Origin of the sequence: Thermofilum pendens Hrk 5, assembly GCF_000015225.1 — an archaeon.
GTDB classification, from domain to species: Archaea; Thermoproteota; Thermoprotei; order Thermofilales; family Thermofilaceae; genus Thermofilum; species Thermofilum pendens.
The window spans coordinates 1,228,909-1,254,824 of record NC_008698.1 but is presented as its reverse complement, the minus strand read 5'-3'; the positions used below and the strand labels follow the sequence as shown (position 1 = coordinate 1,254,824).

Annotated in this window: 26 protein-coding genes and 2 CRISPR repeat arrays (1 of these 28 running past the window's edge); of the genes, 9 read left to right on the top strand and 17 right to left on the bottom strand. The window is 63.8% G+C overall.

Translation table 11 applies throughout. From position 1 onward, the window contains the following. A CRISPR array of direct repeats spans positions 1 to 1,092; the repeat unit is 24 nt; unit sequence GTTCAAAATCAGCAAGACTAAGAG; it reaches 77 nt to the left of the window's first position. 174 nt (positions 1,093 to 1,266) lie between these two features. Beyond that, the gene (locus TPEN_RS09870) at positions 1,267 to 1,845 is read right to left on the bottom strand and encodes a PaREP1 family protein (RefSeq protein ID WP_011752971.1); all 579 of its coding nucleotides are present in this window, start codon (positions 1,843 to 1,845) and stop codon (positions 1,267 to 1,269) included. Positions 1,846 to 2,218: 373 nt separating this feature from the next. After that, entirely contained in the window at positions 2,219 to 2,386 is a 168-nt protein-coding gene (locus TPEN_RS10190) for a hypothetical protein (protein ID WP_425358381.1), read from the bottom strand. Between the two features lie 420 nt (positions 2,387 to 2,806). Here TPEN_RS10190 and TPEN_RS10125 point away from each other — a divergent pair, with 420 nt between their 5' ends. The 7 genes from TPEN_RS10125 (at position 2,807) to TPEN_RS06680 (ending at position 8,325) form a co-directional block, all read left to right on the top strand. Next, entirely contained in the window at positions 2,807 to 3,088 is a 282-nt protein-coding gene (locus tag TPEN_RS10125; protein ID WP_052885244.1) for a BadF/BadG/BcrA/BcrD ATPase family protein, read from the top strand. Then, positions 3,045 to 3,833, top strand: coding sequence for a BadF/BadG/BcrA/BcrD ATPase family protein (locus tag TPEN_RS06705; RefSeq protein ID WP_052885243.1), 789 nt, complete (start codon positions 3,045 to 3,047; stop codon positions 3,831 to 3,833). Before TPEN_RS10125 ends, TPEN_RS06705 begins: the two co-directional genes overlap by 44 nt. Positions 3,834 to 4,189: 356 nt before the next feature. Next, positions 4,190 to 4,432 carry a hypothetical protein gene (locus TPEN_RS06700; RefSeq protein WP_011752970.1) on the top strand — a complete coding sequence of 81 codons (243 nt, stop codon included), beginning with the start codon at positions 4,190 to 4,192 and terminating at the stop codon, positions 4,430 to 4,432. Positions 4,433 to 4,826: 394 nt separating this feature from the next. After that, positions 4,827 to 5,375: direct repeats of the CRISPR family, unit length 25 nt; unit sequence GAAGCAACTGTGAAAGCATTGAAAG. Positions 5,376 to 5,412: 37 nt separating this feature from the next. Next, positions 5,413 to 5,658: a hypothetical protein gene (locus tag TPEN_RS06695; protein WP_148677998.1), complete on the top strand. Its 246-nt coding sequence runs from the start codon at positions 5,413 to 5,415 to the stop codon at positions 5,656 to 5,658. After that, the gene (locus TPEN_RS06690) at positions 5,631 to 5,867 is read left to right on the top strand and encodes a hypothetical protein (RefSeq protein ID WP_245534153.1); all 237 of its coding nucleotides are present in this window, start codon (positions 5,631 to 5,633) and stop codon (positions 5,865 to 5,867) included. Before TPEN_RS06695 ends, TPEN_RS06690 begins: the two co-directional genes overlap by 28 nt. Before the next feature lie 69 nt (positions 5,868 to 5,936). Beyond that, complete coding sequence (locus TPEN_RS06685) at positions 5,937 to 8,015, top strand: hypothetical protein (protein WP_052885241.1); 2,079 nt, start codon at positions 5,937 to 5,939, stop codon at positions 8,013 to 8,015. A 46-nt stretch (positions 8,016 to 8,061) separates the two neighbouring features. Beyond that, entirely contained in the window at positions 8,062 to 8,325 is a 264-nt protein-coding gene (locus TPEN_RS06680; protein WP_011752967.1) for a hypothetical protein, read from the top strand. A 153-nt stretch (positions 8,326 to 8,478) separates the two neighbouring features. On the opposite strand, the gene TPEN_RS06675 is transcribed toward TPEN_RS06680, so the two are convergent. The 4 genes from TPEN_RS06675 to TPEN_RS06660 form a co-directional block, all read right to left on the bottom strand. Continuing rightward, positions 8,479 to 9,666 (bottom strand): MFS transporter, encoded by a 1,188-nt coding sequence (locus TPEN_RS06675; RefSeq protein WP_011752966.1) that lies wholly within the window; start codon positions 9,664 to 9,666, stop codon positions 8,479 to 8,481. Between the two features lie 105 nt (positions 9,667 to 9,771). After that, positions 9,772 to 9,999 (bottom strand): hypothetical protein, encoded by a 228-nt coding sequence (locus TPEN_RS06670; protein ID WP_011752965.1) that lies wholly within the window; start codon positions 9,997 to 9,999, stop codon positions 9,772 to 9,774. Between the two features lie 49 nt (positions 10,000 to 10,048). After that, the gene (locus tag TPEN_RS06665) at positions 10,049 to 10,360 is read right to left on the bottom strand and encodes a nucleotidyltransferase domain-containing protein (RefSeq protein ID WP_011752964.1); all 312 of its coding nucleotides are present in this window, start codon (positions 10,358 to 10,360) and stop codon (positions 10,049 to 10,051) included. Then, a complete protein-coding gene (locus tag TPEN_RS06660) occupies positions 10,347 to 10,730 on the bottom strand; it encodes a HEPN domain-containing protein (RefSeq protein ID WP_011752963.1) in 384 nt (127 codons plus the stop codon). Before TPEN_RS06660 ends, TPEN_RS06665 begins: the two co-directional genes overlap by 14 nt. Before the next feature lie 378 nt (positions 10,731 to 11,108). Here TPEN_RS06660 and TPEN_RS10075 point away from each other — a divergent pair, with 378 nt between their 5' ends. Next, entirely contained in the window at positions 11,109 to 11,546 is a 438-nt protein-coding gene (locus TPEN_RS10075; protein ID WP_011752962.1) for a hypothetical protein, read from the top strand. A 271-nt stretch (positions 11,547 to 11,817) separates the two neighbouring features. Here the strand turns inward: TPEN_RS10075 and TPEN_RS06650 are convergent, their stop codons facing one another. Beyond that, on the bottom strand, positions 11,818 to 13,611 hold the full coding sequence (locus TPEN_RS06650; protein WP_011752961.1) for a hypothetical protein: 1,794 nt from the start codon (positions 13,609 to 13,611) through the stop codon (positions 11,818 to 11,820). A 178-nt stretch (positions 13,612 to 13,789) separates the two neighbouring features. Here TPEN_RS06650 and TPEN_RS06645 point away from each other — a divergent pair, with 178 nt between their 5' ends. Beyond that, on the top strand, positions 13,790 to 15,463 hold the full coding sequence (locus TPEN_RS06645; RefSeq protein ID WP_011752960.1) for a beta-N-acetylhexosaminidase: 1,674 nt from the start codon (positions 13,790 to 13,792) through the stop codon (positions 15,461 to 15,463). On the opposite strand, the gene TPEN_RS06640 is transcribed toward TPEN_RS06645, so the two are convergent. The 10 genes from TPEN_RS06640 to csx7 (TPEN_RS06595) form a co-directional block, all read right to left on the bottom strand. After that, entirely contained in the window at positions 15,460 to 16,998 is a 1,539-nt protein-coding gene (locus TPEN_RS06640; RefSeq protein ID WP_245534195.1) for a hypothetical protein, read from the bottom strand. The two genes, TPEN_RS06645 and TPEN_RS06640, sit on opposite strands and share 4 nt — an antisense overlap. A gap of 45 nt (positions 16,999 to 17,043) precedes the next feature. Next, positions 17,044 to 17,607 (bottom strand): hypothetical protein, encoded by a 564-nt coding sequence (locus TPEN_RS06635; RefSeq protein ID WP_052885239.1) that lies wholly within the window; start codon positions 17,605 to 17,607, stop codon positions 17,044 to 17,046. 69 nt (positions 17,608 to 17,676) lie between these two features. Continuing rightward, positions 17,677 to 18,120 (bottom strand): hypothetical protein, encoded by a 444-nt coding sequence (locus TPEN_RS06630; RefSeq protein WP_011752957.1) that lies wholly within the window; start codon positions 18,118 to 18,120, stop codon positions 17,677 to 17,679. Next, entirely contained in the window at positions 18,102 to 18,959 is an 858-nt protein-coding gene (locus TPEN_RS06625; protein WP_187146317.1) for an RAMP superfamily CRISPR-associated protein, read from the bottom strand. Before TPEN_RS06625 ends, TPEN_RS06630 begins: the two co-directional genes overlap by 19 nt. Next, positions 18,952 to 19,926 carry an RAMP superfamily CRISPR-associated protein gene (locus TPEN_RS06620; protein ID WP_011752955.1) on the bottom strand — a complete coding sequence of 325 codons (975 nt, stop codon included), beginning with the start codon at positions 19,924 to 19,926 and terminating at the stop codon, positions 18,952 to 18,954. Before TPEN_RS06620 ends, TPEN_RS06625 begins: the two co-directional genes overlap by 8 nt. After that, a complete protein-coding gene (locus tag TPEN_RS06615; RefSeq protein WP_245534152.1) occupies positions 19,926 to 20,591 on the bottom strand; it encodes an RAMP superfamily CRISPR-associated protein in 666 nt (221 codons plus the stop codon). Before TPEN_RS06615 ends, TPEN_RS06620 begins: the two co-directional genes overlap by 1 nt. Continuing rightward, on the bottom strand, positions 20,588 to 23,332 hold the full coding sequence (locus tag TPEN_RS06610) for an HD domain-containing protein (protein WP_011752953.1): 2,745 nt from the start codon (positions 23,330 to 23,332) through the stop codon (positions 20,588 to 20,590). The genes TPEN_RS06615 and TPEN_RS06610 overlap by 4 nt, the downstream gene beginning before the upstream one ends. Further along, on the bottom strand, positions 23,310 to 24,308 hold the full coding sequence (locus TPEN_RS06605) for an RAMP superfamily CRISPR-associated protein (protein ID WP_011752952.1): 999 nt from the start codon (positions 24,306 to 24,308) through the stop codon (positions 23,310 to 23,312). The genes TPEN_RS06610 and TPEN_RS06605 overlap by 23 nt, the downstream gene beginning before the upstream one ends. After that, the gene (gene csx7 / locus TPEN_RS06600) at positions 24,283 to 25,206 is read right to left on the bottom strand and encodes a type III CRISPR-associated RAMP protein Csx7 (RefSeq protein WP_011752951.1); all 924 of its coding nucleotides are present in this window, start codon (positions 25,204 to 25,206) and stop codon (positions 24,283 to 24,285) included. Before csx7 (TPEN_RS06600) ends, TPEN_RS06605 begins: the two co-directional genes overlap by 26 nt. Further along, the gene (gene csx7 / locus TPEN_RS06595; RefSeq protein WP_011752950.1) at positions 25,203 to 25,916 is read right to left on the bottom strand and encodes a type III CRISPR-associated RAMP protein Csx7; all 714 of its coding nucleotides are present in this window, start codon (positions 25,914 to 25,916) and stop codon (positions 25,203 to 25,205) included. The genes csx7 (TPEN_RS06600) and csx7 (TPEN_RS06595) overlap by 4 nt, the downstream gene beginning before the upstream one ends.

The window sequence follows — 25,916 nt, the reverse complement described above, 5'->3', positions numbered from 1 at the left end:
AAGAGTTGATAGCCATCCCCAGACCCGTGAGATCGAGACGCGGTTCAAAATCAGCAAGACTAAGAGATTGCCGACCATGTAACAGGCAACGGGATTTCGTTGAAACCATCGTGTTCAAAATCAGCAAGACTAAGAGAAAACATAGTAGGCGTCGGCGCTTTCGTCGCGGTAAGTTCAAAATCAGCAAGACTAAGAGGGCGAAGCTGGGGCTGTTCGGCGGGCAAGCCAGTTCAAAATCAGCAAGACTAAGAGCTTCTTGAACGGCAAGCTCACGCCGATTGAGTGTTCAAAATCAGCAAGACTAAGAGTCGCTCCACAGCCCCAGCTTCCCATAGGTGTAGGTTCAAAATCAGCAAGACTAAGAGGAGGAGTATCCTCTCGAAGTAGAATGGACACGCGTGCGGTTCAAAATCAGCAAGACTAAGAGTCCCTAGAGTAAAGAGATTAGATTAATCTCTTTTCAGTTCAAAATCAGCAAGACTAAGAGGTATCAACCCTCTAGCGGAGTTACGGAACTTATAGGGTTCAAAATCAGCAAGACTAAGAGACAACCTGGTGGCGTGGTCTCCCTCGCTGGGAAGCAGTTCAAAATCAGCAAGACTAAGAGGCGTGTCGCCGGGAGTGAATGCATAAAGGCCGGGTTCAAAATCAGCAAGACTAAGAGTCGACGTGACAAGGCTGGACAAGGAAACGGCTAGTTCAAAATCAGCAAGACTAAGAGATTCACTCGTTTCACCTCGCGGGGTTTTCCCCGCCCATGTTCAAAATCAGCAAGACTAAGAGTCGACGAGCACCGCTCCGTACACGTGGACGAGGTGTAGTTCAAAATCAGCAAGACTAAGAGTAACGGGGCTCACGAGGCTTACCGCGCCTTCAACCTTGTTCAAAATCAGCAAGACTAAGAGTGCTGGCGCACGCGCACGAGATACCGGAGCGGTTCAAAATCAGCAAGACTAAGAGTTGCAAGCTGTTTCGGTGTAGCAGCGTAGGCCACACGCGTTGCTACAGTTCAAAATCAGCAAGACTAAAGGGTCTATTAGGTGCCTGTTTGTGACAAGCCAAGTTCTCGTTCAAAATCAGCAAGACTAAGAGTTGGTAGCTGAAGGTAGCGTACGAGGGGCGTGGCCCCAGAACCTGAGTGTTCCAGGGCTTTGGGCCGAGCGCGGTCGGCGAGTTTTCCTGCTTGTGAGCGCGCGGTAACGGTTCGGGCCGGGGTTGACTGCCGGGGAGTGTTCCCGGGGTGCCGGGTCGTTCTCGGGCTGGTGCTTAGGGCGGGGCTTGTCGTGTCTTCTCGCTTCGCCGCTCGTCGAGCACGATTCTCTTGGCTTTTTCGAGTAGGTCGAGGGCTTCGGCCCAGCGCTCCTCGAGGGTTTCGGGGTCGAGGCTTCCCTCGTAGAAGTTCTCGTGGAGCCTGTGTGCCTTGTCGATTAGGTCCCTGAAAAGCTTCCTGTGCTCCTTGCCGACGTTGCTCGTCACGAACCTGTCCAGCTTGCCCGTACTCCAGTGGGCCACGAAGACCCCCTTCTCCGCCGCGTAGAGCTTGATGAGCGCCGTCACCGCTCCCCAGAGCTTCTCCCCTGCCTGCCTCGCGTCGCCCCTCCTCTTGAGCTCGAGTGCCTCGGCGTAGTACTTCTCGAAGAGCTCCCTGTACCTCTCCACCCTCCCGGAGGGGTCGACCCCGATCCGGGCGAGGTCCTCCACTACGTCGTCGACGCCCCACCCCGCCGCCTCCGCGACCTCCTTGACCACGGCCTCGCCCTCCCCGAGCCTCTCGCCGGCCGCGAGCCTCGCGCACACCCCGGCCACCTCCGGCCACTCGGCGAGCAACTCCTCGACCTTCCCCACAACTCCCACCTCCTCAATGCTTTCACAGTTGCTTCAGGGGCACAAACAATAATGGCGATCACGTTCAGCGGGGAGAGCTTTTCAATACTTTCACAGTTGCTTCACATGGCTAGGTTCCGCGTGCTGCACGGCGAGGCGTTCTACGACTTTCAATGCTCTCACAGTTGCTTCTCACCGTTGTTTGCGTCTCCGTTGTCGTGAGTTGTGCTTGGTCTTTCAATGCTTTCACAGTTACTTTTCTCTCATGTACGCGCGCTAACCCGAGAATATGGTGTCGCGGCAATTGCATGCTTTCAATGCTTTCACAGTTGCTTCCCGTGTGAGTGTAAACGATGAGGGTGTGGTGCTGGAATGCGCGTTTCTTTCAATGCTTTCACAGTTGCTTCAGGGCCACGGTGGCCGAGCTAGACAGCCCGAAGAAGCACGCTTTCAATGCTTTCACAGTTGCTTCGGTGCGAGTAACGTTGCTGATCATCTGCGCGTGAACAAGCCTGCCCTGACTTTCAATGCTTTCACAGTTGCTTCCCGCCGCCTTGTCCACCCTGTAAGCACGTGTGCCCCGCGTGCTTTCAATGCTTTCACAGTTGCTTCTCGCGACCTTTATGGTCGCCCGCGACCAGACGTCGTCGTACTTTCAATGCTTTCACAGTTGCTTCAACAATGGAAAGTCAAGGTCGCGGTGCAAAGCAAACCGTTGCTTTCAATGCTTTCACAGTTGCTTCCGACCACTTTCTACGGCAAAGGTGTTATAAATTCTTTTCTCTTTGTTTCGAAGCCTGCAAAACTGCCTCTTTGACGAAGTTTACCCATGGGAGGCTTCGAAAACTGTTACGGGAAATTCCCAACAGAAACCGGGATTTTACGAGAAGTATTTTCAAAAGAGACTCTTCCCGTCGAGAGGGATTCGTAAACAGAAAATCGAGTTCCCGGTTTTTGCCGGGAATTTGTGGGTATGCCCGTTATGCGCGGCTTTGGGCTGTTGCGCGAAAAGCTATTATACTCTGGTGCTCCGTTTAACCCCGTGGAGGCCTTCGTAGGCGTTGATGGGGGAGCGACGAAGACGCTTGCCGTGGCGGGTGACGCGGAGGGCTGTGTTCTCGGCGTTGGGGAGGCTGGCCCCTCTAACTACCACGTTGTCGGCATTGATGGCGCCGTGGAGAACATAAACGCGGCTATACGGGGGGGCTCTCGGCGGCGGAGTGGCCGGCGTGGCTGTGCTGGGCCTGGCGGGGATGGATACTGAGCGCGACTTCAGGGTGTTCGGGGAGAGGGGTGCCCCGAGGGTCGCGGCGAGGAGGGTTTACGTGCGCCACGACGCCGAGGTTGCGCTCGTGGGGGCTACGCTGGGGGAGCCGGGGGTCATAGTCATAGCCGGTACTGGCTCGGTCGCGGGGGCTAGGAATAGGAGGGGCGACTACGCGCGGTGCGGCGGGTGGGGCTACCTGCTGGGCGACGAGGGTAGCGCCTACTGGATAGCGAGGGAGGCTTTGCGCGCCGTTCTGTGGGCTTTCGACGGGCGGGGGCCTCCCACGGAGCTCACGGGGGCCGTCCTGGGGGCCCTCGGGCTCTCGTCCCCGGAGGACCTGGTCCCGAAGGTCTACGCGGAGGGGGTTGGCGTGCGCGAGCTGGCGAGGCTCGCCCCGCTTGTCACCGAGGCGGCTAGGCGCGGCGACGCCGTGGCTAGGAGGATAGTGGAGGAGGCCGCGTACCACCTCGCGCTACACGTAGTCACCCTCGTGAGGAGGCTGGGCATGGAGGAGCCAGTCAAGGTGGCGCTCGTCGGCGGGGTGTTCAGGGCCGGTGAGGTCGTCACTGAGCCCCTGAGGAGGCACCTGGAGAAGCACTTCAAGGTGGAGCTCGTCGAGCCGAAGTTCCCGCCCGCCGTCGGCGCCCTCCTCCTATCCTACATGCTGAGCGGCGTCCCCCTAACCCGGAGCCTACTCGAAAACATCGAGAGAACCGCGCGGGAAAAGGGGTTAACGCCCTAGCCCGGGGAGGCGGCGCAAGGCGGGAAACTCTCTCCGCGCGGGGCAACCGCGAAGGAACTGATGGATCTGTGGAACGTCGTAGGCCTGCGGGTGTCTGTCGGCGTACCCGCAGAGTGGCCCCGAGGCAACTGTGAAAGAACTGCGAGAGGCGTAGCGGTCCCCGGCAAGCCCGCAGGGTAGTGAGCGGGGTTTGCGGCCCGCCCCGGGTCGGCGGCGCGTTACGTTAATGCTGGAAGTGCGCCTAGGTTTACGGGGTCCGCGGTGGCGGGTGGCGTTGTCGAGGAGTACTCGAGGGACACGTTACACATATTTCCCCGTAAAGCGCTAGAAGACGTGGCTAGGAGGGTTTCGGAGCTATGCGGGGCGAGTCGCTAGACGACGTGGTAAGGGAGTACCTCGAGGAGGAGAGGGAGGCTAGGGAGATTAGGAGGAGGATGGCGGACTGGGAGTTCATAGAGAGGCAGCCCCCAAGGGTGAGGGCCGCCTTGAAGCTGTACGTCGAGAAGGGCGACATAAGGCTGACCTCCAGGATAGCGGGCATGAACATAGACGAGTTCAGGGAGCTCCTCAGGAAGGCCAGGATCCCCGTCGTAGTCTAGCGGCCCGTTGCCGGGCCACACGGCGGAGGCCTGGAGGCCTTCTCCGAGAACAGATCCCCGGGGCTCGAAGAATGACGATGAGCGGAGCAACCTGAGGGGACCTTGCCTATAGAGGGTGGTTTAACTTTGATCGCTTTTACAACAAAGAAAACGTGAAAAACCTCCCTACAAATTCCCGACAGAGGTCGGGATTTTGATTTTCTGTTTACGAATCCCTCTCGACGGGAAGAATCTCTGTTGAAAATGCCTCCCGTGAAATCCCAATCTCTGTCGGGATCCTCCTGTGCCCGTTTTCGAAGTTTCTCTTGGGTAAACTTTGTCAAAGGGGCAGTTTTGCATAGTTCGAAACAAAGAGAAAAGAATTTATAGACCCTCCGCTGTGAAAAATGATCGGGAAGCAACTGTGAAAGCATTGAAAGAGTACGAGCGCGTGCTCGACGGCGAAGTTGACGCGGTGAAGCAACTGTGAAAGCATTGAAAGATGAATCTTAATGTCAGTTCTCTGTCACATAGAACTTCTCTCTGAAGCAACTGTGAAAGCATTGAAAGCGCCGCGAGGCTGAGTATAGCCGCCTTCACCATGTCTTGGGGAAGCAACTGTGAAAGCATTGAAAGTATACAAACGGGCGGGGGCGGACGTCTGGCTGTTCGAGGAAGCAACTGTGAAAGCATTGAAAGCTGTCTAGCGAGAAAATTATCACGAAATTTTTAGGAAACGAAGCAACTGTGAAAGCATTGAAAGAGGGAACTTCGTAAAGCTCGAGCCGGAGAAGCCTAAAAGGAAGCAACTGTGAAAGCATTGAAAGTCCAGCGGGGTGCCCCGCAGCAGCGGCGACCAGAGCGCCGCCAGAAGCAACTGTGAAAGCATTGAAAGAAGGCCGTCTCCGGTGTATAGTAGTGCAAGCTTTACCGCCCTGAGAAGCAACTGTGAAAGCGTTGAAAGTTTTAAGCCTGTGCGTGTAGTGTACGTGGGGGTCTGGGTGGCTAGGGTTGGGAGGGTTAAGGCGAGGAGGGTTAGGGTTGGCAGTGTGAAGGGCTTCCTGGGTGTTGGGCGTGGCTGTGAGGGTAGAGGCGGGGGTAGGTCTGAGGAGGTTGTCGCCCTGGTGAACAGCGGCTACGACGCCCCAGCTGATGGTCCCGGTCGGGCTTGCGAGGGTTTTTGGGGCTTTGGCCCCCGCCTGGCGACGCGCGGGAGGAGGTGTTCGAGACTGCCGGTGGGCCCCTGAGGGTGTGGGTTGCTAGGCGTGCGGCTAGGGTTCACGTGGTGGCGGGTGGCGCCGAGTCGAGGGAGGTGGACGTCGTTGTCTCGCCGCTGGCGGACGAGCCGCTCATAAGCGACGTCTTGGCGGGGGAGCTCGAGATAGCGGTCGAGGACTTCGCGAGGGGGCTTTGGAGGTTCAGGTGGGAGCCCAGGGAGGTCCTGCGGGAGAGCTAGAGGAGGCGCTAGCGCAGGCTTGCCGTTAACCACTTTATAGGCCTGCGGGGCGTTGTAGTGGGGGTTCGCGTGGGCGGGGATGTGTTGCGGGTGCTTTGGAGCGAGGTGTACGGTGGGAGTAGCGAGGCGGCTTCTAGGCTTGCCCCCTTGCTCGTGTCTACCGCCGTGTTCGGGCCGCACTCCAGGGGGATGGCTGAGCTCGTCTTGTCCTCGTTCTCCGGGGAGGGCGTGGGGGGCCTCGAGGGCGCCGTGCGCTGGTTTTCGAGGGTTGACGCCGGGACGTTCGCCGAGATAAGGGAGGCTGTGCTCGGGGCTAGGCGCGGGGCCGGGGGCTCCGGGTACGGGAGGCTCGTGCTGGGGCCTGCCAGGAGGATAGTGAGGGAGGCTTTGAGGGAGGCCGGCGGGGGCGTGGGCGTCGAGGAGGCTCTCCGCTCGTACCTCGCGTCTAGGGTTGGCTGGAGGCTCGTGGGGGCTGTGGGGGAGCACTTCGACAGGGTTGCGGAGGCTGTGGGGGTGTTCGTGCTGGGCTTCGACTTGTGGCTCGACGAGTGGGACTGCATCAAGGAGTACTTCGAGCTGGAGGGCTCCGTGGCGCCGGCGGCCGTCGGCTACGCGGTCGCGTCGAGGCTCGGCGAGCTCGTGGAGCCCACGGCCAGGGAGAGGGCCGTGAGGCTGCGCTCGGAGCTGAAGGGCTACGGGGAGGGCTGGGAGAGGGGGGTCGCCCTTATGAGGGGTATCGGCTACGCGGCGATGTCGGACCCGTACGAGATGAGCGGCGAGGAGCTCGAGTCAGCCCTCCACCTGATGGACGAGGCCTCGGCTACCTGGTACTTCGCGTCCGCGCGCATCTACCTGGTCGCGGCGAGGGGGCTGCTGGACAGGGCTCTCGAAGAGGTGGAGAAGGGGGGCTCCGGTAGCCTCGTCCGCCACGCGCTCGGCGTCGCGGCCTCGACGCTCACCTCCGGCAGGTGGGACCTGGCGAACGAGCTTGCACCCCTAGCCCTAGCCGCCGCCGACCGCGTGCGCAGGGACTTCAAGGGCGACGCGGGGCTGGCGGTCCTGGCTTCAAGCGTGCTAGCGAGCGTAGCGCTCCTGAGCACGGACGGCGGGGCGCGGCGCGGCTCCTACCTCTCGCTCCTGCTCCTAACGGCGGCGTACCCTGAGGACGCGGGCGGCGTCTCCTCGTTCCTCCACCTCAACGCGGCGAGGGCTGCGAGGGCTATCGGGAGGCTCGAGAGCGCCGAGGAGCACCTGAGGAAGGCGGAGGCCCTCCTCCCGAGGCCGGGGGCCCGGCTTGCCGGGGGCGTGGACGCCGACACCCTTAGGACCACGGTGGCCCTGGAGAGGGGTATGGTCGCAATGTACCTCAAGAGGCTCGGGGAGGCGTGGGGGTACTTCAGGAGGGTGGCCGAGGAGGAGAAGGCGCGGTACGCGAGGCTCGGGGACCCGGCCTTCCTCGCGAGGGCTATCGTGGCCGAGTCCTGGGCCCTCAGGGTGGGGGTCATGGAGGCGCTGCTGGGCGGGGACGAGGAGGGGTTCTGGGAGCACGCGGGCAGGCTGGTCGCGCTCGGCGAGGAGTACGAGGAAAGGTGCGTCGAGGGCCACGACCCCCTCTGCGAGATGCTGGGCCCCCGCTACGCCCTGGCACACGCCGAGGCCGTCGCAGTCTCTGCGCTGAGGGCGCTGTGCGGGCGCGGCGCCCAGCTCAAGCCCCTCTGGGGCGAGTACTTCGACGTGGACCCGGACTACGCGAGGGCTGTCGCTTCGCTACTCTACGCGCTCGGGAGGCTGGGCGGCGGGAGGGTCGAGGAGCACGGGGCCCGGGAGGCCCTGGAGGCGTTCGCGCCGGGGGGTAGGAGGGTTGGGCCGTGCAGGGCTGTGAAGGACAAGGCTCTCGGGAGCCTTTGCTCCGAGATGCTCCGGGGAGGGTACACGAGGCACCAGTTCCTCGCCGTCTGCGTGCTCGTCGGGTGCGGGGAGCTGGAGGCGGCGAAGGAGGCTGTCTCGGAGGTGGCCGGCTACTCGGACCTACCCGTCGAGCAAGCCCTCCTGGCGAAGGTCGCCGACGGGCTTAGCGAGGCGGCAAGGGGAGGCTCCGCCGAGCGGCTGGCGAAGGCGCTCGTAGCCACGTGGCTACGCTTCTACTAGGAGTGGGCGGCGAGCCTTACCTGGAGTTCACGGTGGGGGCAGGCTCGTGCGCGTAGACCACCCTATGACGCTCGTCGGGCTCTTCCTCTCGGGCGGGGACGCGCGGTTCGAGGACGGGAAGCCCGTGCTCGAGTTCAGGGTGCGCAGCGGGAAGGTAGTGAGGGTTGAGGGCGCGAGGGCCGTCGAGCTCGCGAAGGTAATGGTGGACGCGCTACGCGCAAGGGAGGCTTTGGAGCTGCACAGGTTCCTGAAGGCGCTCCGCGTGGATAAGCTCGACCGCCTCGAGGAGCTGGCGCGCTCGGGGCGCTAGGTGCCTAGCACGTCGTCGATGCCCCCTTGTGGTGCACAAGAAGCCTTGGACCGCTCTCCGCGTAGCTAGAAGAATCGCACCACCCGTGTTGCGCGTAGCCGCTTCAACGCGAGGGGCTGTGCCGGGCTCCCGTGGACGGGGTCTCAGAGGTCTCTAGGTACTGCGGGAGGCCCGTCTCCTAGAGGCTACGTAGAGCACGAGCAGGAGTCCTAGAGAGGCGCCTGCCGCGGCGGGCAGGTAGTTCGTGTAGAGGCCGTGTGCCGTCTCGAGGAGCCTCGAGGAGGCCACAGCCCCTGTTATGACGCCTGTGAGGAAGGATACCGATAGTAGTGCAGAGGCCCTCCCCCTGTACTTATAGTGGGTGTCGGACACGATCTTCGAGGAGGCCGGGAGTACCGTGCCGAGAGCTACCCCGAAGAATAGGGACGAGAGGGTCCTCGAGAGGCTCTCTATGCTCACTAGAAGCAGTCCCATGGAGAGAGCTACGCCAGACAGGCCTATCGCCAGGGCCCACAGCGCTTTTGAGACCTCTCTGACAACGTGTCTTGCGGTGAAGGCCATGACTAAGAGAGAGAAGAGGGTGGCCTGAAAGGCCCACCAAGCAACCTCCGCGGCCGCGGCCTCCCTGGGGAGCCCCAGGCCTCTAGTCAGAGAGATTGACATACTACCCACCACGGTCCCTATGCCCGTGTAGAGGATGTATGCAGAGACGTACGCGGCTACCAGCGTTCCGAGGGCCACGGGATCCCTCGGCCCCTCCCACAGTGCTCTCCTGGCCAAGGCCTCCCTGTACCTCCTAGAGATCTCTATAGAGGCGATCAAGCCTGCAACGTAGAGTGGTATCAATGCGTAGAAGACCCCGCGGAAGCCGTAGTGCAGGACTACTGTCCTCGCGAGCAGGCTCCCGATAGCTATCGGCGTCCCCGTCACGACCCAGTATAGCGTGAACCCTGTCTCCAGTCTCCTAGTGACCATGTCTCTAAATACAGCCAGTATACCTGGAAAGAGGGCTGAGTCTACCGCCCCGTGCAGAGCCCTCACCACGAGTAGCTCCGTGGGGCTTCTTGGGAGGGTGTAGAGGTATACTACAGCCAGGTCTGCGAGTATGAGAGACTGGACCACGCCTGCCCTCGAGACCTTGTCTAGCAGTAGGCCCACTACGGGTAGAGAGATTAGGGCAGACATAGAGTACGACGCCACGATGATACCTGCTAGGGAGTCCGAGGCTCCCAGAGACTTCGCGTACTGCGCCACTATAGGAGATATCGTCGAGTGGTCTATCATTGTTATAAAGACTACTATGTACAGCGAGATGTAGAAGGAAAGAGACCCTTTCCCCATACGCGACGCCTCTACAGGTGAGAAGGTTCTATTTAAGCACTGCGACGCGCGTCCCTGATCCTCTGCCGGCTAAAACGACGGAGAATAGAATGTTGCTATCGAGGATTAGAGTAGACCTCTCCTCCTGTACTCCTCCTCCAGGGTCCTCCAGGTCTCGCTCCTCGTCTCCTCGAACTCCTCGAGCGCCTTCTCGGCGTCCACGCCGGCGACGCCCTCCTCGAGTAGCTTGAGCACGCGCCTCCTCGCGTACTTGCGGGAAAGCCCCTCCGCTACCCAGAGCAGGACCTCCCTCTCCGAGACGTAGTCCGGGACCTTCACGCTGACAACCTTCATTTAACCTCGCCGGGAGTTGCGCGAAGGACGGTATTAAGGTTGCGGCCGGCTAGACCTCGACCAGCTCGCTGGGCGGTATGAACCTCTTGTACCACTTCTCGAACTGCTCGGGGCTCGCTACGTGGAGCTCGACTGGCGCCTCAGTGCTCCTGTAAACCTCCACCATTAAGTCGTACTTCCTGTCGACCGCCGACGTCACTACGAGCACGTCTATGTCGCTAGCCGCGGTGTAGTCGCCCCTGACCGCCGAGCCGAAGACGAAGACCCTCGCCTCGGGGTCGAAGCGCCTAGCCACCTCCTTCACGAGCCCGGCGACAGCCCTGTAGTCCCTGAGGAAGCGGAGAGCGCTACCCCTCGACACGCCTCCTGAACACCTCGGCGACGAACCTCGCCAGGTCCCTGACCTCGGCCTCCTCGTAGGCCGTGGGGAAGTACCTGGAGGCCAGGTACGCCTCCTCAAGCCTCGCCACGTAGTGCAGGTTGCCGACGTTCTCCACGAGCTCGAGGACGGAGGGCTCCGCCTCGCCCAGCTCGCGTATAAGCCTCCTCAGCGAGTGGGTTCTCGGGTAGCTTCCCTTCAGCACCAGCAACTTGTACTCGAGTATCAGCCGGCAGTACTGCTCCAGGCTGAACGCCGCCAAGTCGTACTCACCCTCATCGATAAGCCTTAGCGCGTTCCTCAGAAAAGCGTGCGCCCTCCTCCTGAGAACCTCCGCCTCTTCGAAAGACATACCCCTCGTATCAACGCCGAGCCCCTAGATAAACTCCGCGAGCCCGGATACCCCCAGAAATGCGAGAGCAACGCGGACAGCTTTGCCTGCAAAGCTCTTCCAGCTACCTCGAGGCCTACCGATGTTCGGGGCTCCGGAGCCTGCTCGCCCAGTAAGCCTCTTCGAGCTCCTCTAGGCTCATCCTCGGCTTCACGACGCCCCTAACCCTCCTCGTCGCGGAGCGCACTCGGGCCACCTCCGGCTTTCGGACGAACCCCCGGTACTTTAGCCTTGCGCAAAGTTTTTTTGGCGCGCGTCTCCAAGCTAAGCGCGTGGGCAGGGCTTTCGTAGGCCTAGTCAGGGACCACAGGACGAGGATAGGCAGGATAGTGAGTAGGGGTGGCAAGTATAGCGGTAAGAGTCAGGCTTAGGGTAGCCCGGGGCGGCGTAGCCGTCGAGACACCCGCTCTCGCCAACACGGGCTACGAAGCCGAGACACCCCAGCTCCTCGTACCGGTCAGGCTGGCCCAAGAGCTCGGGTTGTGGCCTCCGGGGCCCGGGGTCGAGGAGACGGAGTACGAGACCGCCGGGGGCCCACTGAGGGTTTGGGTCGCGCCTAGAGCTTGCAGGGTAAGCGTTCTCGCGCCCGGAGCGTCTTCCCCCGAGGTCGAAGCGGACATCGTGGTGTCGCCCCTAGCCTGCGAGGTTCTAATGAGCGACAAGCTGATCGGAGAGCTCGGAGTAGCTATAGAGGACGCCGGGAGAGGTTTATGGAGGTTTAGGTGGGAGCCGAAGGAGGCACTGAGGCGCAGCGAGCCTCCGAGGTACTGGAAGTAGTATAACGAAGGTATACTTAAATCTAACAATGTTATGCAAAATTGCCGGCCAAACAAACCCATGTTTTTCTCTACAAAAACATTGTTATACTTTCATGTAAAACGACGTTATACAACCAAAAGCCTAGAACATTTGTACAAACAGCGACAAGCGCACGCAGGGCCCGGCGCTGGCTACGGCTGTGAAGGCCAGCAACGCTACTAGCAGCAGCAACAGGCGTGTTTTGTTGTCCACGTGATGGGAGGGGGAAAAGAATTATTTTAGGGTTGCGCTACCCGTAGACCTCGACCGTCACGTAGCTTTCTCCGCTACCCTCGAAGAAGAGCCAGCCCAGGTTTATCAGGGGCTCTTCGCCGACCTTCCCGAAGAGGCGCCAGGAGCCGCCGATCTCCGGCGTCGCCGTGACTTTGTTCACGTCTACTCCGTCGAAAGTCACGGTGTACTCGCAGGGGCACCTGAGCAAGTTGGGCTCGCGGCACCTAGCTACGAGGCCCTTCCAGACGTCCCCGTCTGGGAAGGTGTACGTTGTGTTGGATATTATCCTGCATATTCTTAGCCCCCAGCCTTTGACCTTGACTACTACCTTGGTGTCGGGGCGTGCTTGGAGGAAGAAGCCGACCCAGGCTCCGCGTACTAGGAGGGTGCCGTTTCCGAGGTCTTCGACCTCGCCTTCCTGGGTGAACACCGTCCAGTAGTGTAGCAGGGTGTCCGTTGGTTTCCCGTTGTAGATTACCTTGACGTAGAAGTCTGTCCTGTTTGTCGCGGAGCGGTAGTAGGCTATCCTTAGGACGGCGTCTCCGGCTAGTGGCGGCGTCGAGCCGTTGGAGGCGGGTATGGGCATCGAGAACCTAAAGGTCTCGACTAGGCCTGGGATCCAGCGGTAGCAGGTGGCGTTTACGTAGGCGTATGGGCATATCCAGGTGTTGTTCCTGTAGATGCACTTGGCGTCTAGGACTATGCTGGCGTTCCTCGGGAACTCGAGGGTCGCGGAGGTGTTGAGGCTCCACTCGGCTAGGAGGGTTTTGCCCCTCACGGCCTTTACCTTCACGGGTATCGCGGCGGGGTTTTCGACGTAGAGCTTTACGCCTTTAAGCTTGTAGAGGAGCGTCACGGTGACGTCGTCCTCCAGCTTGATCTTCATCGAGGAGTTGAGGGGTTCTAGGTCCTCGGACGCCAGGGGCTCTACCTCGACCTCGGAGCCGCATGGGAGCGTCGCCTCGCGCGGGACCCCGGACTCCACGCCGTACACCTTCACCCTAGCCCACGAAGCGTTGGCGACGACGAGGAGCCTGCAGATGATAGACCTGAAGACAGCCTCTATCGTAGTGTCATCGTTTATCTTTGTGACGCCGGGCAATGCGGGAGAGCCGTTGACGAGCAAAGCTTTCAGCCTCCAGCCTAGCTGGGGAGAGGCGTTAATCACCAAGACGGCTGGCACCTTGAGAGTTAACGTGGCGTTGCCGTAGCTGGTGCCGTTGATTACGAGTGCTCCGGGCCCGCGAACCCTTAGGGTGACGGTGGCTTCACTCCGCCCGAAGATAGCCTCGATTGTAGTATTGCCCGAGACCCTCACCTCGCCGGGCGGGGTGGGGGAGCCGTTTACCATCAGTGTTTTTAGCCTCCAGCCCGGCTGGGGCGAGGCGTTGACCGCTAGTACTGCTTGCCCGTGGATCGTCAGGGTGGCGTTGCCGAAGGCTGTTCCGTTGACTAGGAGGGCTCCGGGGCCGCGCACTTTGAGCGTGACCGTGTACCTCTCCTCCTCGAAGAACGCCTCGATTACAGTATCGCCGGAGACCCGCAGGGCGCCCGCCTTGGCAGGCGACCCGTTGACGAGGAGGGCTTTGAGCCTCCACCCCTTCAGCGGGAGCGCCGAGACCTCGACCGCGGTTGGCACGCTTACCCTCAGCGTCGCGTTGCCGTAGGCGGAGCCGTTCACGACGAGGCCTCCCGGGCCGTGCACCCTCAGCGTTAGTGTCGCGCCGCTAGGTCTTTGGGCCGCGAAGAAGAGGTAGGCGACCGGCACAGCCGCCGCGAGCAACAGTGCCGCTAACACCTTCACCTTCACGCGCCACCACCCGCGCGTCCAGAGGCGTCGAACAGCCCCGGCAGTACCATAACCCAGTAGAAAGGGGAGTATTTATGTATTCTTATGTATTTGTCGGCGATCTCTCTGCGCGCCCGGAGACCCGCCCATCGGTCTCGTGCGGCGGTAGCCTTAAATTCCGGGAGGAGGTCCCCCTCCCATGGGTGGGGAGCCGGTCGTTGTGCCCGAGCCGGCGAGGCTCGAGTTCGGGGGGCGCTGGTTCAGCTTCGACGGCTTCTCGAACCTCGACCCCTTCGTAGCCGAGGAGTTCCGCCTGCCCAGGGGGGAGTGGGAGGTTCGGAGGGTTGAGGGGGAGGGGACGGGCCTCGAGGTCAAGGAAGGCTTCGTCGAGGTGTGGGGGGATCCGAGGGTCTACACGGCGACGTTGATCCAGCTGGTCATTCAGGGGGGTTACCGCGCCATCCCGGAGGTCAGGGTCGAGGAGAGGTTGCGCTTCGAGTTCCGGGGCTTCCACCTAGACGTTGCGCGCGGCGGCGTGGCGACTGTGGAGGAGCTGAAGAGGCTTCTGCGCTGGCTCTTCCTCCTGAAGTACAACTACCTGGCCGTCTACGTCGAGGACCTCTTCCCCTGGGACCGCTACCCGGACATCGGGGCGAGGCGGGGCAGGTACACGGGCAAGGAGTGGAGGGAGGTTGTGGAGTACGGGGGTAGGCTCGGGGTGGAGGTCTTCCCATCGCTCGAGCTGGCCGGGCACATGGAGAACATCCTGTCCCTGCCGGGGTACCGGAGGTTCAGCGAGTGGCATAGGCCGGAGGAGGGGTGCCTGGACGTGGGCGACCCCGAGGCTAGGAGGTTCGCGGAGGAGTTGCTGGAGGAGGCGCTCGAGAAGACGAAGTCGAGGTACATCCACATAGGCGGCGACGAGACCTGGGCGATGGGGAGGGGGAGGAGCCTGGACAGGACCCTGAGGTTCGAGTGGCCGCGGCTCTACGCCGAGCACCACTCCAGGCTGCTTCGGCTGGCCAGGGAGCGCGGCAAGACCCCGCTGATCTGGGGCGACATGCTCGCCGGCATGTACCTGCGCGAGACCGAGAGGGATCTGTGGAGGCCGATCCTCGAGAACCCGGCGTGGAGGGAGGCCGTGGTGGCGAACTGGGACTACTCGCCCGGCACCGTCGAGTACTTCAAGCAGAAGATCCGGCTCTTCAAGGAGAGAGGCTACGAGCAAATCGTCTGCCCGGGCCTCTGGAACTGGGACAGGTACTACCCCGACTTCGACGCCGCCCTGGCGAACGTGAAGAGCTTCCTGCAGGCGGCGCGGGAGGAGGGAGTCAAGGGCTTCATGGTGACCGCGTGGGGCGACGACGGGGAGGAGTGCCTCTACTCCTTCCTGTACCCGCTCATCCTGGCCTCGATGGAGTACGCCGAGGGCAACGGCAGGTGGGAGGAGAAGTGGCTCGCGCTCAGCGGGGAGCCGCGCGAGGTGCTGGAGGTCAGGAAGGCGCTCGGCAAGGGCGAGGTCGCCAACTACGTCAAAAGGGTGCTCTTCTCCCCCACGGACGAGGTGAAGGGCCTCCCGGTCTTCGACGAGTGGAGGAAGGCGCTCGAGCTGGCGGAGAGAGTCAGGCTCCCACCAGACCTCGAGTTCGTGAAGCGTTGCCTGGAGGTGGGCCTGAGGAAGGTGGAAGGAAAGGCCACGGCAGCCGACCTCCTGGGGCTCGCCAGCCTCTACGCGGACCTCTGGCTAAGGGAACGCAAGCCAGCGAACCTCGCCAGGGTCTACGCCCGCTTCTACAGCGCCGCCGCCTTAGGCCGCGCGCCCAAAGCCCGGCGCAGAGCAAAGCCGGCCTCGTCACCGCATAAAAGGGTTTAGGGCTCGACGAATACCTGTATCTCTACGTGCGTCCCGGGGTAGACCTGTATTTCGAGCCAGCCGGGCTGCACGTCGGGCGACTCCAGCCTCGGGCCCCAGTGCGCGGTGCCGCCCGCATAGCTCCCTAGGTTTGTGGTTACCGTCGCGCTGCACGTTCCCTGCATTATGCACCTCGGCAGTGTGATCTCGAAGTATGTTACGTCTTCGAGCATCACGGAGCCGCCCTTCGTGCGGTACATCGAGGGGCCGTTCTCCAGCACCACGCAGACCTCTATCTTCCCGGCGTTCCTGAGCGGCTTGCCCTTCACTACTACTTTGCTCCAGTTCTTCGGGGTTTCTAGGAGTACTATGAGGAAGCCGGGCGCCTCTATTTCCCAGACTCCGTTGCCCTTGTACCTCCAGGACCCCGACTGGAACTCCGTAACCGTGAGCACCATCCTGGCCTTGACTTCTCTGCCGGCGTAGAGTACTCCTCCGAGTGTCGAGCGTGGTGGGTGGCACTTGAGGCTCCAGCCCGCCACCAGTACCGTGTCGTTCGCGACTTCGAGCGAGGCGTCGCCGTGTAGGAGCGTCCAGCGCCCAGCCACACTGGCGTTCCAGTAGTGCACAGCCTCGCAGGTCTCGTTGAGCTCCACGCTCGCAGGGCCCAGCACGAGGACAGAGAAAGCCGGGACCTCCAGCACAGTGGTCGAGTTCACCCAGGAACCGTTGATTGTTACGGGGTGCTCGCCCGGCACCACCTTGACCTTTACCTTCACCTGCTCGAAGAAGGCCTCGATCGTCGTGTTGCCGGAGACCCTGACCTCGCCGGGCGAGGTGGGGGAGCCGTTGACCAGCAATGCTTTCAGCCTCCAGCTTCTAGGCGTGGACGCGTTGATCGAGAGCAGTGCCCCGCCCCTGAGCAACAGCGTGTCGTTGCCGTAGCCCGAGCCGTTGACGAGCAGGTAGCCGGGGCCGTAAACCCTCAGCGTGACCACGGGGCCACTCCACGCGAAGAAAGCCTCTATCACTGTGTCGCCCGCGATTCTTGCTACGCCTGGCTGTGCCCGCGAGCCGTTTATCAGCAGGGTTTTGAGCTTCCAGCCTGGCTGGGGTGAGGCGTTGATCGCCAGGAGGGCTGGTACGCTTAGCGTTAGGGTGGCGTTGCCGTAGCTGGTGCCGTTGATTACGAGCGCTCCGGGCCCGCGGACCCTCAGGATGAGGGCGGCCTCGCTGCGCTCGAAGAAGGCCTCGATGGTCGTGTTGCCGGATACCCTCGTCGCGCCTGGCAACGCGGGTGAGCCGTTCACGAGGAGGGCTTTGAGCCTCCAGCCTTTCGGAGCGGAGGCGTCCAGGGTTAGCGTCGCCGGGGCTTTGACTGTCAGGGTGCAGTTGCCGCGTGCCGACCCGTTCACGAGTACCGCGTCGGGGCCGTAGACTCTCAGCGTGACCGTGGCGTTCCCGGGTTGCGCGGGCTTCGCGGGCTGGTAGAGAAGCAGGATAGCGGCGACCGCGGCTACCACTGCCAGTAGGGCGGCGAGAGAGCCGACCCTCATACCCCTCACTTCACTCTCCCCTTCCCCGGTATTTAAGGTTCTCGGCTACCAGGGCTTTACGAGCACTAGGGGTCCTCTGCGCGACGCTATCTCCTTCACGGCCCTCTCCACCTCCGCCGCGAGCATCTGCGGGTCCGACTCGGCAACCCTCCTCGCCGCCCCCACGCCCATCCTCGACGCTATGCGCGCCAGCGCGCCCCTAACGGCGGCGGAGGCCAGGGCGTCCGTGAAGCAGACCTCACCCCTCCTTATCAGCAACGCTAGGGCTAGGCGGCGCGCCTCCCTGGCCGCCGGGAGTTCTTCGAGCACGCTCGGCCCCTCTTCGCGGGCGCCCCGCGGCGCGACCCACACCCTCTGCCTCCACTTGGCTGCCCAGAGGTCGAACCAGTCCCCGAGGATCGAGGCGAACTCCGCGGGCTTCTCCTCGGCTAGCCCCTCCACGTACGCGTATGCCTCGCCGGGGCCCCCGAACCCCTTCTCGACGCAGACGTAGTTCAGGAAGTCCTTCTCGCAGACCCCAAGCATCAAGCCCTCCTCCCAGCCCTCGAGCCCCGGGAACTCCTCCTCGATCCTCCTCGAGAGAGCCGCCCTCAGAGCGGTCCAGCCCACACTCTTAGCCACGGGCTACGAGCATAAATCCTCAACGCGCGCAGGCCTAGAAAAAAGAGGTTGCACGAGCTAGGGGGCCCTGGCTAGCTCTACGCGGGCTGGCTTCTGCCAAGAGAGCGGTACGAGGCCCCTGGCGAGTAGCTCTTCGAGCGGGGTTTCTGGTATCTCGGCTTCCACGATCGACCCGTTGACCTTGGCGTACGTTGCTCCCACCTCTAGCAGTGCTTTCAGCGCGTCCGCCACCCCCGAGGAGGGCTTCAGCTTGACTGCTCCGCCCACCCTGCCGTACGTGCAGGCCTCCTCGAGGCGGGGGTCCAGGGGGTCTAGCACGCCGTAGGGGGTCGCCACGGGGCTCGGCTGGCGCCCCGCCCTTGCCTCCTCGGCTAGCCCGGCGTAGAGGTCTTGGACGCTCCGGCACTCGGCCCACACCCAGCCGTTCACGGGCTCTGAGAGCTCCCTGCACCTCCCGGGCGCCCTCCCCCTGAACGCCGCGACTACCGCGCCTCCAGCCATGCCGCGAACTCCTCGACGCCCATCGGCTTGGTTTTGAGTAGCTGTGCGAGCATGGCTCCTCCCTTGTCGGCGGCGTACTCGACTACGTGGATCCTGGCGTCCCTCAGCTCCAGCAGGCCCATCCCGGTGCTCTTCTTGCCCCCGACCGCGACCCCCAGCTCCTTGACGTAGAGGAGCGTGGACGCGAGTAGCCTGGACGCCGCGCTCCCCCTCTCGTCGACCTCCCCGACCATTAAGAGCTTGACAGGGGCGCCTGGGTCCCCGGCTTCCACGAAGTACAGCACGCCCTCCTTGACGGTCCCGGTCTTCCTGTCTATCCCGACCCCCGGCTTCCTGAACGTGGGCGCCTCGACGACGGAGTCCGCGAACTTCAGGCTACCCGCCCTGACCCTGTTGCCGAAGAGCTTCCCGACGGGGCAGTAGTACTCGAGGTACTGCTCCAGGGCTTCCCGCGCGTCGATGCCGGCTTCGCGGTCGAGGCCCAGCTCCCCCACGACGCGCTTCACGTCCGCGGGGTCGAAGCGCGTAGCCGCGCCCTTCAGGGCGGCCTCGAAGTCGCCGCGCAACTTCTCGAGGTAGGCGTCCCTCCCCCTCTCCCCGGCCGCCGCGAGCTCCAGGGCGAGCTTCTCGGGGCCCGTCGCGGGGATGGACGGCGCCAGCTTCTCGGCTATGCTCCTGAACGCTCCCTTCCACGTCGAGCCTGGTACGAGGAGCCTGCCGTCCGGGAGCCTCAGCGCGTAGAGCACGTTGCCCTCCCTCCTCCCGCCCACGTGCAGGGGGCCCCTGGCCTCAAAGGCTAGTATCGCCGCGAACTTAGCCTGGAACTGCGCCCTACCCAACCCCACCACCCCTCAGGTACTCCCCGAACGGTACGACCGCGTTCACGCCCGTGAGCCAGTAGCCGCCCAGCCTCACCGGGATCCCCGCCCTCGGGTCGCGGTTGCAGGAAACCCTGCCCTCGACGAGCGCGCCCTGCCTAACGAGCTCCACTACGGGTAGCGGAGACCTCTTGAAGGAGTCCCAGCCGGCGAGCACCCTGTACGTCCTCCCGAGCACCCTCTCGACCTCGAGCGTGCAGTCGCCCCACGACGCCTTCTTCAACGGCACCAGCGGCGAGAGGGCTACGAAGAGGCCGGAGGCGGAGAAGGGGGCGCTGCCCGCCGCCTTCAGCGTGAGCTCCGCCCACCCGAAGCCCCTCGAAGCACCGCGCCCAACCGTAACCTCCAGCCTCCCCGGCAGGTCGAAGGGGGCCCAGACGTACGCCCAGAACTCCGTACCCTCCGCCACCGCCTCGTAGTCGAAGAGCATCCCCCTCTCGAACGCCCCCCTCCTCTTGCTCACGCCCACCGAGGTCGACCTGAACGTCCTGATGGGCGCCTTCTCCGCGACGACAACCCCTCCCTCGGCCACGCGCTTGTAGACGACGATGCCCGGGTAGGCCGGCTTGAGCGTGTGGTCCCTGCCGACGGGGCACTTGATGCTCTCGAGCTTCCCTTGGCGCGCGTAGACGGGGGCGAAGTCGTAGACAACCCCGCACTCCCTGCAGTACGCGGCGAACGGCGAGGCGGGCAGGGCCCTCTTCCCGCCCACGAGCGGGTAGGCGGGCGACGAGAGGACGGACGGGCTCTCCGCCTCCCTCCTGAGGTCGTCCAGCGACAGGACCCCCTCCGCGCGCAGGGCGTCGAGGATAGCGCCCCTGAGCGTCGAGCCCGGGATGTAGCCGAGCGGCTTCACGTAGCCCCTCTCGGTCCTCCTCTCCACGACTATCGCGGGGCTCCTCAGTACCAGCCTCGCCTCGTACAGCATCAGACCACCCCCTCCCAGAGCCAGGACCTAACGCCCTCCAGCAACCCCCTCCACTCGGGCGCCACGACCGCGTCCAGCGCGCCGCCGTCCTCGACCCTCGCGTCGACGAGCGAGCCCCTGCCCACCCTGCTCGTCCTTAGCTCAGCCACCGCGAGGAGGAGCAGGGGGACCAGGCGGGAGGCCGCCCCGTCCACCCTGACCTCCCCCACGAACTCGGAGCCGGGTAGCAGGTGCTCGACGCTCCTCAGGCTCCCCTCGCGCACGGTCTGGGTGTCGTCCCTGAGCGCCGTCCTCGCCACTATGACCGGGGCCGGCCTCCCGACGGGCGAGAAGTCGCTGACGTAGACCTTCGACGCCCCCTCCACGCTCGGGTAGGGGTAGCCGAACAGCGTGCAGACGTCGCAGGGGCCTCCCATGGCCTCGTGGGCCTTCCTCACCTTCTCCGGGTCCACCTCGCCGCAGCTCGTGAAGCCGTAGGCGCCCGCCACCCTGCTCGCCGCGCTCCTCAGCACGCCCTTCACCGTGCTCCCGGGCACGTAGTACTCGTAGGTGCCGTCCGCCTTGACCTTCCTCGCCGTCACTATGTCCGCCCCCAGGACGTCCGGTATGCCCCAGCCGACCGTCAGCAGGGAGACGGCCCTAAGCCTAAGCCTGAACCTTATCACCACGCACCACCCTTAACCAGCTTTATGAACGTGAGGAGGTCGACCAGGGGCACGTAGCCCGACGCGTTCCCAGACTCGTCGAACAGGTTCGACTCGATGAAGCGCTTGAGCGCGCCGTACGCCTCGCTTGTCTCCTCGCCGAGGGCCTCGGACTCCAGCTGCCTGAGCACGTATATGTACGCCTGCTCCCTCCAGTACGCGGAGCCCGAGACCTCCCTCCACGTGTCCAGGGCGACCCTCCTCAGCGCCGCCAGCCTCTTCCTAGCCCTCTCGACCTCCTCGTCCTCGCCCTCCGCCCTCGAAGCCAGGTAAGCTTTCCCGAAAGCCTCCGCGTGGGCTTTGAACGAGGAGTCCTCGCACCAGGCGCCCCGCGCCGGAACCCCGAGGACGTGGCTGAACAGCCTGGCCCACGCCTCCGGGACTCCCTCCCCGCTGAGAGCCTTCCTCTCGATGAGGTAGGGCTGGTAGCCGTCTATGAGCTGGTCCCTCGACTTCTCGCCAAGCTTCCGCGAGTACCTCTTCAGCCTCTCCCTGGCTGTCGCCCCGGACGGCGAGCCGGAGTCGAACACGTCGAAGACTAACGCGCCGCACCTGTGCCTCGTAGCGGCGAGCTTCGCCTCCTCCATCTCCGCCGACGCGCAGTCGACGAGAGACCACACGCTCATCCTGGCGGGCCCCGCGGCGACGGAGGCCGTGAGCGTCGCGACCAGCCCGAGCTGCCTCGAGAACTCCTCCGCTATGAAGTGGGCTAGGAGGGGCGCCGCCCACGCAGGAGCTATCAGGACGCCGTCGTCCCCTCCCATGTACAGCGTCCCCAGGAACACCCTCGCCACCTCGGCTTCCGCCGCCCCGTCGCCCGCGACCCTCCTGACCCCCTCGTAGAGGGCTTCGAGGGCCTTGAGGTAGGCGTTCTTCAAGGCCATGTCCACCCTGAAGCTCCTCTCGATGGCGTCCGTGAAGGACAGGGCCTTCGACATGAACGCTCCCATCGCGTTCCCGTCGAACTTGATCACCGCGCAGTCCCTGAGGCGCTTGGGCTTAGCCGCCTCCCTCGGGTCGTGGCCCGCGATAACCTCTACCACGAACTTCGACACATCATTCCACACCGCATCGAAGGCCTCGCTCGGGGTGAAGGAGCGGCCTCCCACCTCGACCCTCGACTCCCACTTCTTGCGGAAGTGGACCTCGGAGCCCAGATCGTAGAGCCTGCTGCATGTCTGGCACGCGGGTACCTCGCCTTCGGGCGTGCGAACACTCGTTGAGGCCCACTCCCTCAGGCAGAGCCTGCAGAGCTCCCTGCCGTTCTGCGGGTCGAACTGCGGCTCGTCCGCCAGCTCTACGCCGAGCTTGGCGATCAGCAGGGCCTCCTCGATCTTCTCCCAGGCTGTCTTGAAGTCCACGTGGAACTCCGCATCCGCTACCACCAGCCTCAGCGGCTCCGGCAACTCCTCTTTGACCTTCCGGGCGAGCTCCCAGACTCTCTCGGCGAGCGACTCCGGTAGCAACATGAGGAGGATACCGCCCCCGGAGTAGAGGAATGCCTCCGGCGGTACGCGCACGCCGTTAGCCCTCAGGTAGAGCGGCAGGTAGGAGTACGTCACGAAGTCCACTAGGAGGCTCGCCGCGGCTACAACCCTGAGCTCCATGCTCCTGTAGACGAACTCCTGTATGGAGCCAACGTCGAAGAGGAGTAGCGTTAAGCCCTTCACACCCTCCTCCTTCTCCTCCTTCCTCACATTCTCGGCGGCTTCCTCCGCTCTCTCCAGGAAGAGCTCAGTCAGCTCCTTGACGGGGTCCTCCCTGGCGAGCCCCTCCCTCTTGAGGTCGTCGAGCCTCTCGTAGAGCCTCCTCCAGAAGCCCCAGTCGTCCCTCCTCCCGCCCACCAGCCCCTCCATCCTGGAGACCCTGTCCCCTATAGCCCTGTCGACGACCTTGGCGAGCCTGTCCGCGGCCGACGCCAGCCTGTCGGCCCTGCTCACGTAGCCCTCGCGGGCGTGGTGCTCCCTGACCTCCCCCACCACCCTGGCGAGGACCTCGTCGCCCACTATCCCCTTGAGGAGGTACTCGGCTATCCTGGCAGACTCCTCGGCGTGCCTCTCCGGGTCCACCGCCTTGCCTATGTCGTGGAGGAGGGCGGCAACCCTGGCGACCGCGGCCTCCCTGCGCCTCTCCTCCTCCGTCTTCCCGGACTCGTAGGCCAGGGCCCACGCCAGAGCGGAGGTCATGAGCAGGTGGGCGGCTAGGCTCGACGTGTTGTACCCGGGCCTCGTGTCAGCCGGGAACGCTACCCACAGCCTGTACACGTTCTCGTAGGCCTCGCGCCCGAAGACCTCGCCGAGCCCCATGGCCCCCAGGTCGAGCCCGAGGACGTCGCGGAGCATCGAGTAGACGTCGCCCTTCACCAGCCCGAAGTACCTCTTGAAGAGGGCGTCGGGGAGGGCTAGGAGCGCCACCTGGGCTTTCATAGGGCTCGGGTGCACGGGCGAGAGCTCCCGCGAGAGAGGGGCCTTGAGGAGCACGGCGGCGACGTTCGCGACGACTTCCAGCTTCTCGTAGTCGTCCCGGGCCTCCGCGGCGAGCCTCTCCGCCAGCCTCCTGGCCGCCCCGATGAACCACTCCAGGGCCTTCACGTCGCCCGGCTCGACCCTCCTCACGCTGACCGGGCCGCACCTCCCCCAGACGGGGACCCTGAACGCCCTGTACACGGGGTACGGCTCCCTAAGCTCCAGCGAGAGACTCAACCGCCCCCACCTCGTCTACGTCAAGCAACTCGTCCCCGAACTCCGACCTAGCCGCGCCCACCAGGGCGGAGACTAGGCGGTCGAGCTCCGCGCCCGAAGCCCTGGAGCCCGGCGCGAGCGACGCTCCGCCCACCTCAAGCTTCTCGGAGAACGGGGCGAGGGCCAGCCCTTCGAGCTCGAAGTGTACGACGCCGAACCTCTCCCCGGGCGAGCTGTACTTGTGCTTTCCGAGGAGGACCTGCCTGCCCATCCTCCCGTCCCTGAAGCCCATGCCGTAGAGCAGTAGCCCCAGCTCCGCCGGCTTGAGGTTCCTGAAGGTAACGGCGCCCTCGAACCTGCCGCCGGGCTTCACCGCCAAGAGCTTCTCGCCCGCGTAGAGCTCGACGCGCTCCGTCTCGGCGCGCGCGGCGACCAGGTCCCCGAAGTAGACGAGCCCCTGTAGGCCGGCGGTGCCGAAGATGTCGCACAGCAGGCAGACCTCGGGCGAGTCCTCGCTGTACTCGCAGGCCTCCCTGCCGGGGTAGGAGAGGGAGGCCTCCCAGACCCTGAAGTGCCTCCAGCCCTGCTCCCCCTTCTTCGGCGGGGCCACCGGGCCCTCGGTCGCCCTTATGAGGCAGGACCTCGCCACGCCGTTCTTGGGCTTGAAGCTGAGCTCGAGCCTGCTCCTCACGTTCCCCTTGACGCTGCTACCCGGCACCACCAGCCTGCCCCCGGCGTAGACCGGCTGGGCGTAGTCGAGCTCGATTTTCCCCGACAGCCTCGCTACGAGGTCCTCGAGCTCCCTCCTCGTCCTAGCCCTGGATGCGGAGGACCTGACCTCCTCGACTGGGACGGAGACGCGCTGGACGCCGGAGCCCACGTGCAGGTAGCTGTCTGCGACCAGCGCTACCTCGAGGCGGCCCGCAAGCCCTTCGAGCACGCTCCTGCTCCTCGGCGCCCGCCTCGCGACTCTAACCGCGCTTCCCGAAGCTTGCATTGGACCACACCTCCTCGAGCTTAGCCAGCGCCTTCCAGGCGGAGTCCCCGGAGGCCCTTAGCCACCCGTCCCTGGCCTCGGCGAGGCCCGAGAGGTCGACGTCCGAGTCGTAGTCGTCGAGCTTCACCAGCACCGAGCCGCGGACAGTCGCGCCCCTAGCCGCGAACTCCAGGCCCTCCACGCGCACCTCTCCGAAGCCCCTCGTCTTGAAGCCGCCCACCCTGACCCAGCCCTCGTTCATCATCCTGATGACGGCGGAGAGGAGCCCGAGCGCGTAGTTGGGGAGGTTCGTAGTCCTAGCCTCGAACCTGAACCTCGCGCCCGGCTCGACGTACTCGACCTGGTAGAGGGCCCTCTCGTAGACGGCGCCCGTCCTCCTGTTTATCGCTATGCCCGTCCTCACCCCGGTGGAGACGTCGACGACGCCCCCCTTCTCGTCGACGGGGTAGGCGTCGCTGAACTCGACGTGCCCGGAGAACGAGGGGGCGCCGAAGACCTTGCACATCAGGCAGGCCTTCTCGTGGAACAGCCTGACGGCTTCCAGGCTGTGCCCCTCCCTCATCAGCCCCTGCAAGTAGCTCAGCAACTTCTCGCCGCCCAGCGACGGGTCCTCGTAGTCCATGCACGTCTCCCCGCTCAGCCCGCTGCACACGCTTAGCCCCTTCGCCACTGCGAGGGACTGGGAGAAGCTCCTGAACACACCCTTCAGGCTACTGCCGGGTATGTAGGGGACGCTTTTACCGCCAAGCCTAACCCTGAGGACCGAGAGGTCCACCGGGGAGCCCAGCGGCGCCTCCCTGCCAGCGCCCACCCTCAGCGGAGACTCGGCGACGAGGTAGCCCCTGAAGACTGCCTCCCTGAGGAGGACCCTGTGCGAGGACCACGGGACCTGGCTCAAACCGCACCACCCCCTATCTTCCCGGACTCTAGGCGCTGGAGCCTGCCGTCCCTAACCCCGTACACGACGTACTCGCCCTCCACTAGCCTGAGGAGCCCGTAGCCCACAGTCTTCCTGGCGCCGACCTGGACCATCCCCTCGGCGAGCATGTCGAGAACCCTCCTCAGGATCCTGCCCCTCTCGTCCCCGGGCTCCGGGTACACCCTTATGTTCACGATGTCCATCATGAAGCTCCACCTGTGCCCCGGCTCCACCTGGCGCTCGGTGTAGAGGATGTTCGGGTGAGCCCCCCGGAAGTCCCTGTTAATCCCGACGCCCGTCTTCATGAACAGCGTGGGAGTCCCCTTCGGGTAGGCGTCGTAGATCCTCACGTGGCTCGCCAGCCTCGTGCTACCGAATATGCCGCATATCAGGCAGTACTTCCCGTCCCGCGCCTCCTGCTCGGCCGCCTCGAAGTCCCACGGGTCGTGGATAACGTGCCCCTCAGCCCTCGCTATAGCCTCCGCCAGGCTCCTGAACACACCCTTCAAGCTACTACCGGGTATGTAGGGGACGCTCCTATCCCCGAGCCTAACCCTCAACGGCTCCAAGTCGACCGGGGAGCCGAGCTGAGCCTCCCTGCCAGCGCCCACCCTCAGCGGCGTGAGGTTCTCGAGAACCCCCGTCACCCTGGTGAAGAGGTCGAGCCTGTCGAGGTCGTTGTACTGCAA